Raw genomic sequence first — 12,132 nt, 5'->3', positions numbered from 1 at the left:
CGGCTTTTCTGCTACTCGGTTGGCCCCGATGACCACAGAAGGCCCTCAACGCAGCTGTACGGCGAGATGATGGCGTAGGACCGAGTTTTTCGACTGCGCGGTTACGAGTTCTTCGGGTTCGGAGGCCATGAACTCATGGGCGACAGCGCGCCAGACATGTTGCGCGGGTTCTTTACCGCGCTCGACGAGCGGTTCTGCTAAACGCAGTCAGCACGCACACAGCAGCCGCTGGTTCGAGCTGAGCTAGGACGCGTGGTCGGCGCACGGTAGGTCGACGGCATTCACGGCACCTACGGGCCGAGGTGCCGCGCGACGGCCAGGTGGTGCACCAACTTGTGCTGGTAGCAGCTGTTTTCCGCCTGCGGCCAGTCGACCGGGACCTCGTGGATGCACAGTCCGTTGTGCTCGACGAGCAGAAGCAGCTCGGTGTCGAAGAACCACGCGTCCAGCCCGGCCTCTACAAGGTGCAGGGCGGCTCCTGGGGCAACGGGACCGCCCTCCACTACGTCCTGAACCTCGACCTGTTCCGCCCCTGGCCCGAGCTCTCCGTGATGGTGGACGAGCACGACCTGCTGATCGCCGTAGCCTGCCTGCTACCTGACGGTGCTGCTTCAGGTCGCCTTCCCGTTCGTCCTGTTCGGACGGCTCAAGTACCCGGTCCTGACCATGCTGCTGGGCATGCACCTGGGCATCGCCGTCCTCATGGGGCTGCCACTCTTCTCCGGCGCGATGATCGTCGCGGACGCCGTGTTCCTGCCGGACCGCTTCTACCAGTCACTGGGACGACTGTGGCCGCGCACGAGCAGGCGGTCGGACGTCTGGAAGACGGTGGCTCCGCCGAGCGGAGAACCAGCACGCGTGCCGCCGCAGTCCGCACCACCGAGCCGCTGAGGGCCCGACCGCCAAGCCGGACTTGAACAACCCTCGCATGACGGTGTGATCGGAGCGACGGCAGAGCAGACAGGTGCCCCTGACCCACTGGCAACGGGTCATGCTTCGGCCTCGATGAGCTCCTGCCGAGTTGGCGTCACAATGAGCTGGTCTGGATTGTCAGCCCGCCACTCGGGACGAGCAGGGGCCCTGAGAGCACGTTCGCGTCACCTTTGTGACGTTTCATGGAGGTTCGCTCCCGCCGGAATTCACGGCGTACAGGCGAACAGGTAGTTTGCGTCCTCGGTCGCGTCGGGGCTGATCTCGCATTTCGCCACGGTTCAGGCCGATCGCTCCTGTCCGGTTCGAATACCTTCTGAAGGACGGCTTTTGCCTCGCTCGAACGAGCGATATGCCCGGGTGTGGTCCTCGTGCATGAGTATCCCCATGACCTCCTCGCAGCGGCGCCAGCCGTACCTGAGCGATCTGTCCGATGCCCGCTGGGCATTGATCGAGCCAATGTTGACGGCCTGGCGGGCCGAGCGGCAGAAGACCTCGCTCAACCTCGGGGGAAAGGTCACTGACCTGCGGGAAGTCATGAACGCGATCCTCTTCCTCAAGAGGACCGGCGTCCCCTGGCGCTACCTGCCCCATGACTTCCCGCCGCACACCACCGTGTTCGGCTACTTCAGCGCCTGGACCGCCGACGGCACCATCGAGAAACTCGGCCTCCACCTGCACCGGATGGTCCGTGAGCAGGCAGGACGCACCGCCGAACCCACTGCCTGCGTCATTGACGCCCAGAGTGTCAAAACCGCGACCAACGTACCCAGCGACACCCAAGGCACCGACGCCGGCAAGAAGATCGTCGGCCGCAAACGCAGCATCGTCGTCGACACTCTCGGCCTGTTACTGCTGGTCATGGTGACCGCCGCCAGCGTCTCGGACAGTGCGGCCGGTATCCAGCTCTTCACCCGCGTCGCCGCCGACCACCCCACCATCAGCAAGGCGTGGGTCGACACCGGCTACAAGAAGAAGGCGATCGAGCACGGCGCCTTGCTCGGCATCGACGTCGACGTCGTTCCACGGAACGAGCAGGTCAAAGGCTTTTCCGTGATCCCGCGGCGCTGGGTCGTGGAACGGCGTTTCGGGTGGATCATGATGCACTGTCGCCTCGCCCGCTACTACGAGGCCAAACCAGCGCACTCCGAGAGCATGATCCGCCTCGCGATGATCTCCGACCTCGCGAAACGAGCGACGGGCGAAACGCTCATAACTTGGCACAACCCGTGAACTATCTCGTCTTCAACCGGAACGTCCTCTGACAATCGGGGACGCCCGGCAGCGAAATACGGCTGCGCAGAGAGACGATCAGGCCATCCCGAACACACCGGAATCCGACCGCCGTACCTGGAACACGCTGCTCAGCGGCTCAAGCAGGGGCCTGCGGGAGACGGGGGAAGCAGGTTTGTGACAAAACGCGATGCCGCCGCAGGAGTGAACGCGCCGGCCGATCGCGGTGAGATGCCTCGACGGGACGGTGAGGGCTCTCCGGCGGCATGTTCTGGGTGGTCGGCAGGAGAGGATCGCGTCCCATGAGGTGGTGTAGCCGGGCACGGTCCCGGAACGCGCGGGTGTCTGCCCGGGGCGTGCATCTGCTGGCGGTGCATGCTCCCTGAACAAGGGCAGGCCATCGCGCAAGTCTCCCTGGTGAACGGGCAGTTCAACCGGAGGAGCACGCGATGGCCTTATCCCAGTCTGAGCTGATGCGGCTGCTGGAGTCACTACGTCGGGCCGAGGGAGTTGAAGCAATCAGGGTGGTGTGCGAGCGCATTCTGCAGGAACTGATCGAGGCCGAGGCCACCGATGTGATCGGTGCCGGGCCGCGTGAGCACACCGAGACACGCACGACCTGGCGCAACGGACACCGCGAGAGGCTGCTGACCACGCAGGCCGGCGACCTCGATCTGAAGATCCCCAAGATGCGGAGCGGGTCGTTCTTCCCCTCGCTGCTGGAACGCCGGCGGCGCATCGACCGGGCGCTGTTCGCCGTGGTGATGGAGGCCTACGTGCACGGGGTCTCGACCCGCTCGGTCGATGACCTGGTCAAAGCACTGGGTGCGGACAGCGGGATCTCCAAGTCCGAGGTCTCCCGCATCTGCGGCGAACTGGACGAGGAACTGACCGCGTTCAAGGAACGGCCGCTGGACCACACCGTCTTCCCCTACGTCTTCCTGGACGCCACCTACTGCAAGGCCAGGGTGAACCACCGGATCGCCTCGCAGGCCGTGGTCATCGCCACCGGCATCTCCGCCACCGGGCACCGCGAGATCCTCGGCCTGATGGTCGGCGACAGCGAGTCGAAACCGTTCTGGACGAAGTTCCTGCGCTCGCTGCGGGCCCGCGGCCTGGACAACGTCCAACTGGTCATCTCCGACAGCCACAGCGGCCTGGTGGCCGCGATCCGCACCGTCTTCCTCGGTGCGGCCTGGCAACGATGCCGGGTCCACTTCGTCCGGGACGTGTTCTCGGTGATCGAGAGGGGCTCCGGAGAGATGGTCGCCGCCACCATCCGCACGATCTTCGCGCAGACCACCGGCGAGCAGGTCCGCACCCAGCTGAACGTGGTCGCCGACATGCTCGGACGGCAGTTCCCGCAGGTCAAGAAGATGCTGCTGGACGCCGCAACCGACATCACCGCGTTCGCGGACTTCCCGCCGGCGCACTGGAAGAAGATCTGGTCGACCAACCCGCTGGAGCGGCTGAACCGGGAGATCAAACGGCGGGCCGACGTCGTCCAGGTCTTCCCCAACCCCGCCGCCCTGGACCGGCTCGCCGCCGCAGTGCTGGCCGAACTCCACGACGAATGGCAGGTCTTCGACCGCCGCTACCTCTCCGAAGCCTCCATGGCCGAACTCCTCACCACCAAGCCAACCGAACCCGAACCGCAGATCACCACACAACCGGAACCGAAACGGCTGCCGTGACTACACCACCCCGCGGGACATGACCCAGGAGAGGGGCAGACCGTATGGGATGGTGTCCCACCAAGTGGTGTAGCGCCGATCACGGCGAAAGCCCAGGTCGTGGGCAGGATTCAATCCCCGCTTGCCACGAGGATCTGACGGTGCATCAGTCAAGGCCGCCCAAGGGCCTGCACTATCGATCGTGATGCGACGTTCGCCAAGTCCAGGGCCGTGACCTCCGTACCGGTCGCAGTGACACGATCCCCAATCTGATGGTGAGTCAGGGTCCGCGAGTGCCGAGACGCTTGATGGTGCGTGCGACCTGCGTCTTCGCCGTGATCGCGGCTACACCGCACGGCGGGACGCGACCCCGTGTGGCGTTTACGGGTGTTGGGTGATGCCGCGTGGGACAGCACCGCAACAAGTCCGGCCGGCTCTTCCGAGGATCGTGCCCCTTGCCGTGGTGCATCCGATCAAGGTGTGGGAGTGCGAGGACGTCTGCCCCGGACACGTCGGCGTGCCGCGAGTCGGCACGCCACGGTCGGCGAGGCCGAGGACATCCTGTCGTGTCTTGTACGGGACGGGCTGTTGCAGCTCGCGGAGTCGGGCAAGTGAGTGAAGTCTTCAGGTGAAAAGTGTGAGTCTTATCAAGTGAGTGAGTGAATGTTGCTACCGTGGTGGGGAGTTGGGTGTTGTGGGAGGGTGAGTGGATCTGTCACGCGGAGAGGCCGCGGTGAATGCGAGCGAGGCTCGTACGGAGCTTTTCGCCCTGGTGAAGCGTGCCGAGGAGGACGGGGTCTCGACGCTGATCCGCAAGCGGGACGATCACGCTCTGCTGGTGCCGCTGGCCCGGTTTCCGGCGGCCCGGCAGTCCGGCGCGTTCCCGTCCCACGTCCTGAGTGCGGCGCAGAAGGACTTCGGTGATCTCATCACGCGGGCAGCTCAGGGCGAGCCGCAGGTGCTGCGGCGCAACACGACGCCCGTCGCGGTACTGCTCCCCGTTGCCGGCGCGGGTGCCGTCCCGTCCGACACGGCCGCGCAGGGCGTGGTGCCCTCAGGAGGTGCGGTGAACAGTCCACACACTCAGGACCGCGGCAGTGCGCCGCGCAGGCTCGCCACGCTCGGCGATGCCATGTCCGTGCTCACCTCCGGCCCTGCCGCAGGCCCCCTGTTCGGGCTGCCCGGGCTGGATGCCGCGACGGGTGGTCTGCAGCCGGGCCGGCTGACGCTGGTGGCGGCGGCCCCGAACGTCGGCGGAAGCCTGCTGGGTCTTGCCGCCGCGCGGCAGAGCGCGCTCGTGGACCGCCGTACGGTCCTGTACGCGGCGTCGGGACCCAACCGGGACGACATCTTCCGCCGGATCGTCTCTGCGGAGACCGGGGGCGACTACCCGCGTCTGAAGCAGGGCCGCCTCACCGAGCACGAGCAGCAGGTTGCCCACCAGTTGGTCCAGGCGGGCGACCTCCTGATGATCGACGACGGCAGCGACCTGACCGCCGCAGACATCGCCGAGACCGCCCCGCACATGGAGGGCCTGGCCCTCGTGGTCGTGGACCGCCTCCAGGCCGCCCCCAGCGCCCGCCTGCCGCTGTCCGGGGACCGTCTCCCGGAAGCCTCCCAGGTCCTGGCCACGCTCGCGCGCACCCTGCACGTGCCGGTCCTCGCCATCGTCGACAGCGACGACCCCACCCTCCTGGGACTCCTCGACGCCGACATCACACTGACGCTCACGCCCACCGAGGACCCGGCCAGGGGCCAGGTGACGGTAGCGGAGCGGGACTTCGGCGCGATCGGCTCGGCATACCTGAGTCCCGACCTGCTGCACGCCCGCTTCCTCGACGCCGGTACTGCACCCGCCGCCCGTGCGACCGGTGAAGAACCCGCGCGGCCTCCGGGCAGCGCCGTGGAGCGGGAGTTGGCCGAGGCCGCGCTTCCCTACACCTCCGGCGCCCGCAAGGGACTGCCCGCCGCCGTCACCCACGTCCTGGCCGCGCTGCGCACCGCACTTGCCAACGGTGACCAGGACGCCCTGGACGACCTCGGGTCACCGCTCGCCGAGATCGCCGCTGCGCCGCCCCACCTTCCGGACACCGACGAGGGACGCCGCCTCGCCGCCGCGCTGAACGCCTACACCACCACCGCGCCCGCCGATGCCACCGAGCAGTCCGACGTCGCCGTTCAGTACGCCGCGGGCAGCAGTGGGCACGGGCAGGATGACGAAGACGACACAGACGGGGGAGTGGAACTTCAGCCAGGGGATGAGGAGGACGAGCCGGAGACAGCGGTCTTCCCGGCGTTGAAGATCCTCAAGGACGCTGTCGGCCGCTCGAAGATGCACCCCATTCCGGTCATCGGCATCGAGGCACGGGAGAGCGGTCCGTGGCCGCTGATCAGTGAGCACATGGACGGCGAACCGCGCTGGGTTCACCCCGACGTCACCAGTACGCGCGTGCCCTTCCTCCGGGAGAACGGGAAGCGGGTCCGGCGAGACCAGCTCGACGTGCCCGACTCCTTCGGCGCGGGCGTGATGTGCCTGATCGACCGCAACGGCTCCTACCCGTCCGCCTGTTCCGCCGTCCCTCTCGCCCCGAACAAGCTGCTGCACACCGGGCCCCTGGAGGCGTTCGACAAGGCCGGCGCCGGCATCTACCTCATCGACATCCCGCAGTGGCCGCGCACCGACATGCCGCATCCCCTGGGGCGGATCATCGACCGGCCCGACGAGCAGGGCCGCGTGTGGGTCACCACCCCCCACATCAAGCAGCTCGCGAGGCTCGTGCGAGAAGAGCACCTCGCCGCCATGCCGGCCATCCACGACTCGTGGACGGGCAAGGCCAACGAGTCACTGTTCAAACCGTTCTACGAGGCCACCCGCACAGCGCGCACCGAACTCGTCCAGGCCGGCGGCGAACCCTACAAGGCATACAAGACCCGGCTGTCGATCGCGCTGCGTCTGCTGTGGCCCAAGCGGCAGGAACAGCGGTCCCCGTTCTGGAGGCCGGACTGGCGCATGAGCATGGTCGCGGAGGCATCCGTCCGTCACTGGATGGCGGCCTTCAAGGCGGTCCAGGCCGGCCACACCCTCATCGCACTGCGCAACGTGGATGCGGCCGTCTTCTGGACACCCGAGGACACACCGCCCGCCACCTACCGGATTGGGACCGGTTTCGGCGAGGTCAAGGCCAAGTTCATCCAGGCGGGCGAGCTGATCCGCGAGGGTGACGACTGATGGCCGGGCCCACCGGACGCGGCGACTCCCTCGGCGCCGCTCTGGGCGACCTCCTGCGCGCCCAGGTCACGCCCCGCCACCGGCTGTCGTCCTACACCGCCAAGCACTGGCACGCCCAGCTCTCCCAGCTCACCGCAACCCACCGCGGCTACCACGCCCTGGACGAGGCCGGCCTCGACGTCACCGCCAAGACGCTCCTCAACTGGCTGTCCGATCCCGAGTACAACGTCCGCCGCGGCTACCGGGACCTCATCCACACCGCGTACGAGAACGTCGCGACCCTCCCCGCCGACCCGATCCCCGACCACGTCAAGGGCGGCCAGTGGGAGATCAGCGGCTACGTCACCACCGGAACCGACCGCCGCGAACGCGGAACACGCGCCGCCGCGCCCCTGCGGATCGACGGGAGCCGGGGCGACTGGGACGCAATCGGGGAACTCTGGATGGCCGGCGAGCTCACCGACACCGGCTTCGAGGATCACTTCATCGACGACGTCATCGTGGCGGACATCGGTGAAGGCACCGACGGATGGACCTTCGACGGCAGTAGCTACTCGGTGGAACTCAGGTAGCACGCCAGAAGGGAACCCGCGTATGAGCACCAGCCCTGAACGGCCCGCGTTACCACTGATCATCGTGCCAGCAGAGGCAGCCGCGAACGTGCGGTGTCGTGCGGATACCCGGCTGCTGGGGCGGATAGTTGCCCGGAGGCTCCGGCACGGATGCCGCGATCCACTCTGGCTAGGGCGGCGCCATTTGGCTCCACCCGCCGCCGCCTCCGTTGGCGAACGCCGCGACGTCCTTGGCGAGTTCCTCGACCGCGTGCGGATTGCGTAGCTCGTACGGGGCGCCCTTGGCGTCCAGCCACTGCCGCTCGGGCAACTCCAGCACAGCCGTCGGGTGGTGGGCACGCAATGCTGCCCGTACCGCTTCTAGATCCATCTCTGGCATCCCTGTCGGCGTACACGTGAACGCGGCCCTGGCAAGATTTTCGTGAAGTAGGGGTGTGCCTCCGTGCGCCGGTGACGCTCCGTCACGGGTAGCGGCAGTGTCGTCGAGTGTGATGACCTCGTACAAACAGTGGCTCCGCACCTGAATGCGGTGCGGGTGGAACGGGTGTGGTCGACGGGCGGTGTGGTCCGCATCGCTGCCCGTACTCGCGAGTTGAGGGTGGGCTGTCCGGGCTGCGGTGGTGAGTCGGCGCGGGTGCACAGCCGCTATGTCCGCACGTTGGCCGATGTCGCGGTCGGTGACCGCCCGGTCCTGATCGGGCTGTCGGTGCGGCGGTTGTTCTGTGACAGTCCAAGCTGCGATCGGCGGACGTTCGCCGAGCAGGTGGAAGGCGTGACAGTGCGCTATCAGCGTCGCAGCCCGTTGCTGCAGCACCTGGTCGAGATGGCGGGGGTGTTGCTCGCCGGCCGGGGCGGCGCCCGACTCCTGCAGATCTTGAAGGTGCCGCTGTCGCGGACGAGTGTGCTGTTCCAGCTGATGCGTTTGCGGGTGCCGTCGGTTGGAACCCCGCGGGTGCTGGGCGTGGATGACTTCGCGCTGTACGCCGACGCCTACGGCACGCTGCTGGTGGATGCCGACACGCGGTTGCCGATCGAATTGTGGGCCGGACGCGATGCCGAGCAGTTGGCGGCCTGGCTGCGGACGCATCCCGGCGTCGAGGTGGTGTGCCGGGACGGCTCGCTGGTCTACCGGCAGGGCATCAACGACGGGGCCCCGAACGCGGTGCAGGTCAGCGATCGTTTTCACCTCTGGCAGGGGCTGTCGAAACGGGTCTCGGACATCGCCGCCGCCCACCGCGGCTGCCTGTCCGCCGCAGTACCCGACTCCGAACCGGCCGCTCCAGCACCGTTGGCAGAACGGTCCGAAGCGGCTGATACCCCTGCTCGCCGACACGCCAAGCGGCTGTTCGAGGCAGTGCACGCTGTTTCCGGCACCGGCCGCTCGCTCAGCGCGATCGGCCGTGAGCTGGGCCTGAACCGGCGCACCGTGGCCAAGTACGCGCGCGCGGCCTCTTGGCAGGAGTGCATACGGCGCACTCCGCCCCGCCGCTCCACGAGCCTCGACCCATATCTGGAGTACTTGCGGCAGCGCTGGGAGGAGGGCGAGCACACCGCGACCGTGCTGCACCAGGAGATCGTCGCCAAGGGCTACTTGGGCCACTACCAACGGGTCAAGATGGCCATCGCGCCGCTGCGTCGCGGGCTGCCGATCGACACGCCGCGCGAGCGGCCGCCCTCACCCCGCCAGGTCGCCCGGTGGATCACCATCACACCGACTCGACGCGGCCTGCACGCCACCGAGGCACTCCGGCGACTGCTTGCGCACTGCCCGGAACTGAGCCAAGCCCACGATCTGGTACGGCAGTTCGCGGCCATGCTCGACGCCGGCGACGCCGCCCCTCTGCCCGGCTGGCTCGGCGAACTCGCGGCCTCCCGCCTCCCAGCGCTGGTCAGCCTGGCCAAGGCCCTTCGCGAGGACCAGCCCGCAGTCGTGCAGGGCATCACCACCCCGTTCAACTCCGGCGTCAACGAAGGCCGCATCACGGACCTGAAACTCCAGAAAAGGATCATGGCGGGCCGCGCGGGCGTTCCGCTGCTCCGCCACCGAGTCATTCTCATGGCCCACCTCCGACGCCGCTACCCGTGACGGAGCGTCACCGGCGCACGGAGGCACACCCCTACTTCACGAAAATCTTGCCAGGGCCGTGAACGCGGCCAGTCACGTACGAGTGAAAAGGGCCGCTTGTTGATGTGGTGAGTCCTGTTGCTCGGCACTCTGCTGCTGGTTGGTGAGGGGCGGCGGAGGGTAGCTGACGATGGTCTTGGACCCGCAACGCTGGTTGGAGCTCCGGCGTTTCCGCGCTTTGTTCGAGTCCGGTGCGGTGACTTTGACGGAGGTCGCCAAGGAGACGGGCCTGAACCGGAAGACGGTCCGCAAGTATCTGTCCGGGCAGGCCCCGGCCGCGCCGCCGCGGAGGGTGTCGGACGGCCTGCCGCGCAAGAAGGCGGTGGACGAGGTCGCCCCGCTGATCGACGCGATGCTGCGGGCGGAGATCCTCATCAAGGGTGCGGTGGTGCACGAGCGCCTGGTGAAGGACTACGGCTCCACCATCAACTACCAGCGCATCAAGCTCTATCTGCAGGAGGCCCGTCCGCGGGTCGCCGAGGAACTGGGTATCGCACCAAGGGAGTTGGCGGGCATGCACCGCCGCTTCGAGGTGGTGCCCGGGGCCCAGGCCCAGGTCGACTGGGGTGACGAAGGAAGCGTCCTCGCCCACCTGGGCATCCCGAAGGTCTATTCGTTCCACATGACCCTGTCGTACTCCCGCGACCCGTTCTGCTGCTTCACCACCAGCCAGGACCTTCAGACCTTCTTCGACTGCCACCGGCGGGCATTTGCCCACTACGGCGGGGTGCCGATGTCGATCGTCTACGACCGCACCAAGACCGTCGTCCGCCGGCATGTCGCGCCCGGTGAAGCGGTCCCGCTGCATCCGGAAGCGGTGGGCTTCGCCGGCCATTACGACTTCGACATCGACGTGCTGGCCGCCTACCGGCCCACCGGCAAGGGCCGGGTCGAGCGCCAGGTCCTGATCGTCCGCGACCACGTGCTCGCCGGACGGGCCTTCTCCTCCGTCGAGGAGATGGACGCCGCGTTCATGGCCTGGGTTCCGCAGCGACGCGCCCGCACCCATGCCACCCACCACGAGGTCATCGGACACCGGGCCGCCCGCGACCACGCGGCCCTCAAGCCGCTGCCGCCCACTCCGTATCTGGTGGCCGAACGGCAGCTGCGGCATGTCGGCAAGGACTGCCTCGTCGCCTTCGACGGCAACCTCTACTCCGTCCCGGCCCGCAAGGTCCGCCCCCGCCAGCTGGTGGAGATCCGCGCCACCAGGTCGCAGATCAGCCTGCACTCGACCACTGCGGATGCCGACAGTGACAGTCTGCTGGCCGTCCATGCAAGGGCTGTTGGCCGTGGTGTCCGCGTCGTGGAGGAGAGCCACTGGAGTGGGCTGCCCGAGGGGAACAACCGGCGGACCACGACCGAGGTGTCCTTCTCCCCGCCGCAGCGGGACGCCGCCTCCGGGCAGGGCACCGGACCGCTTCAAGCCCTGCTCAACAGGGCCGCGGCCACCCGGATCGAGGTCGGTCGCCGGCCGCTGTCGGTCTATGACGAACTCACCGGCACCCGGCCCTTCAACTCCCGCCCCCAGAGCAAGGAATCGTCTTGAGCGAGCTGACCGGCAACCGCATCCGCACCACGGCCACCAAGCTCGGCCTGCCCCATCTCGCCGACGGTCTGGACCAGTTGGCCCGCCGGGCCGAGGAGGGCAAGCTCGGCTATCTCGACTTCCTCGACCTGGTGCTGTCCGAGGAACTCGCGGTCCGCGACGACCGCCGCTTCCGCCGGTCTCTGCTGTTCTCGAAGCTGCCGCACCACAAGACGCTGGACGACTACGACTTCTCGTTCCAGCCCGACCTCGACCCGCGCAAGATCAAGGACATGGCCACCCTCTCGTTCGTCGAGGCCAAGGCCAACGCGGCCCTGCTGGGTCCGCCCGGGGTGGGCAAGACGCACATCGCGGTCGCCCTGGCAGTCGCGGCCTGCCGGGCCGGGTTCTCGGTCTACTTCACCACCCTGGACGACATGGTCCGCAACCTGAAGGCTGCCGAGGCGGCGGGCCGGCTGACGAGCAAACTCGGCTCCTACCTGCGGCCCGGCGTTCTCGTGGTCGATGAGGTCGGCTACCAGCCCCTCGAACGCGCCGAGGCGAACCTGGTCTTCCAGGTGATCTCGAAGCGATACGAGAAGGGCTCGATCATCCTGACCTCGAACAAGACGTTCAGCGAATGGGGGCAGGTGTTCGGCGACGAGGTCCTCGCCACCGCGATCCTCGACCGGCTCCTGCACCACTGCGACGTCGTCGCGATCAACGGCCCCAGCTACCGGCTCAAGAACCGCCTCAAGGCCATCGAACGGGACACCAACGTGGCCTGACCACTGGCCGCATTCAAACGTACCGGCCCGGTCGCATCGGAGAGTACGCCGACA

General features: G+C 67.7%; 10 protein-coding genes and 1 pseudogene. 9 read left to right on the top strand and 2 right to left on the bottom strand.

Annotation, left to right across the window (positions count from 1 at the left end; genetic code table 11):
- Window positions 1–290: 290 nt before the first annotated feature.
- Window positions 291–566 carry a hypothetical protein gene (locus SSP08S_RS62385; protein ID WP_162473546.1) on the bottom strand — a complete coding sequence of 92 codons (276 nt, stop codon included), beginning with the start codon at window positions 564–566 and terminating at the stop codon, window positions 291–293.
- Here SSP08S_RS62385 and SSP08S_RS57930 point away from each other — a divergent pair.
- The 6 genes and pseudogenes from SSP08S_RS57930 to SSP08S_RS53915 form a co-directional block, all read left to right on the top strand.
- A pseudogene (locus SSP08S_RS57930) lies at window positions 453–891 on the top strand (HTTM domain-containing protein); the annotation flags it as partial. The gene SSP08S_RS62385 and the pseudogene SSP08S_RS57930 overlap by 114 nt on opposite strands.
- 426 nt (window positions 892–1,317) lie before the next feature.
- Window positions 1,318–2,163 (top strand): IS5 family transposase, encoded by an 846-nt coding sequence (locus SSP08S_RS53930; protein WP_019075946.1) that lies wholly within the window; start codon window positions 1,318–1,320, stop codon window positions 2,161–2,163.
- A 449-nt stretch (window positions 2,164–2,612) separates the two neighbouring features.
- On the top strand, window positions 2,613–3,857 hold the full coding sequence (locus SSP08S_RS53925) for an IS256 family transposase (protein ID WP_026179628.1): 1,245 nt from the start codon (window positions 2,613–2,615) through the stop codon (window positions 3,855–3,857).
- A 465-nt stretch (window positions 3,858–4,322) separates the two neighbouring features.
- Window positions 4,323–4,451, top strand: coding sequence for a hypothetical protein (locus SSP08S_RS64390; protein WP_281176184.1), 129 nt, complete (start codon window positions 4,323–4,325; stop codon window positions 4,449–4,451).
- Window positions 4,452–4,569: 118 nt separating this feature from the next.
- Complete coding sequence (locus SSP08S_RS53920; protein WP_026179627.1) at window positions 4,570–7,065, top strand: DnaB-like helicase C-terminal domain-containing protein; 2,496 nt, start codon at window positions 4,570–4,572, stop codon at window positions 7,063–7,065.
- Entirely contained in the window at window positions 7,065–7,637 is a 573-nt protein-coding gene (locus SSP08S_RS53915; RefSeq protein WP_019075943.1) for a hypothetical protein, read from the top strand. Before SSP08S_RS53920 ends, SSP08S_RS53915 begins: the two co-directional genes overlap by 1 nt.
- A 169-nt stretch (window positions 7,638–7,806) precedes the next feature.
- Here the strand turns inward: SSP08S_RS53915 and SSP08S_RS60940 are convergent, their stop codons facing one another.
- Window positions 7,807–8,007, bottom strand: coding sequence for a hypothetical protein (locus SSP08S_RS60940; RefSeq protein ID WP_086022088.1), 201 nt, complete (start codon window positions 8,005–8,007; stop codon window positions 7,807–7,809).
- Window positions 8,008–8,145: 138 nt separating this feature from the next.
- Here SSP08S_RS60940 and SSP08S_RS60540 point away from each other — a divergent pair, with 138 nt between their 5' ends.
- The 3 genes from SSP08S_RS60540 to istB all read left to right on the top strand — a co-directional run bounded on the left by SSP08S_RS60540 (window position 8,146) and on the right by istB (window position 12,078).
- The gene (locus SSP08S_RS60540) at window positions 8,146–9,723 is read left to right on the top strand and encodes an ISL3 family transposase (protein ID WP_102133607.1); all 1,578 of its coding nucleotides are present in this window, start codon (window positions 8,146–8,148) and stop codon (window positions 9,721–9,723) included.
- A gap of 235 nt (window positions 9,724–9,958) precedes the next feature.
- Entirely contained in the window at window positions 9,959–11,311 is a 1,353-nt protein-coding gene (istA, locus tag SSP08S_RS53900) for an IS21 family transposase (protein ID WP_439654613.1), read from the top strand.
- Entirely contained in the window at window positions 11,308–12,078 is a 771-nt protein-coding gene (gene istB, locus SSP08S_RS53895) for an IS21-like element helper ATPase IstB (RefSeq protein ID WP_019075939.1), read from the top strand. Before istA ends, istB begins: the two co-directional genes overlap by 4 nt.
- The last annotated feature ends 54 nt before the right edge of the window (window positions 12,079–12,132 follow it).

Source organism: Streptomyces hokutonensis (assembly GCF_000376565.1).
GTDB lineage: Bacteria > Actinomycetota > Actinomycetes > Streptomycetales > Streptomycetaceae > Streptomyces > Streptomyces hokutonensis.
The sequence above is the reverse complement of the archived record's forward strand: the minus strand, read 5'-3'. Positions and strand labels throughout refer to the sequence as shown.

What these genes read in the sequence shown, in the direction of transcription:
- SSP08S_RS53915 (WP_019075943.1), top strand. Translation starts at nt 7,065, where the DNA reads ATGGCCGGGCCCACCGGACGCGGCGACTCCCTCGGCGCCGCTCTGGGC.
- SSP08S_RS53925 (WP_026179628.1), top strand. Translation starts at nt 2,613, where the DNA reads ATGGCCTTATCCCAGTCTGAGCTGATGCGGCTGCTGGAGTCACTACGT.
- SSP08S_RS60940 (WP_086022088.1), bottom strand. Translation starts at nt 8,007, where the DNA reads ATGGATCTAGAAGCGGTACGGGCAGCATTGCGTGCCCACCACCCGACG.
- SSP08S_RS53930 (WP_019075946.1), top strand. Translation starts at nt 1,318, where the DNA reads ATGACCTCCTCGCAGCGGCGCCAGCCGTACCTGAGCGATCTGTCCGAT.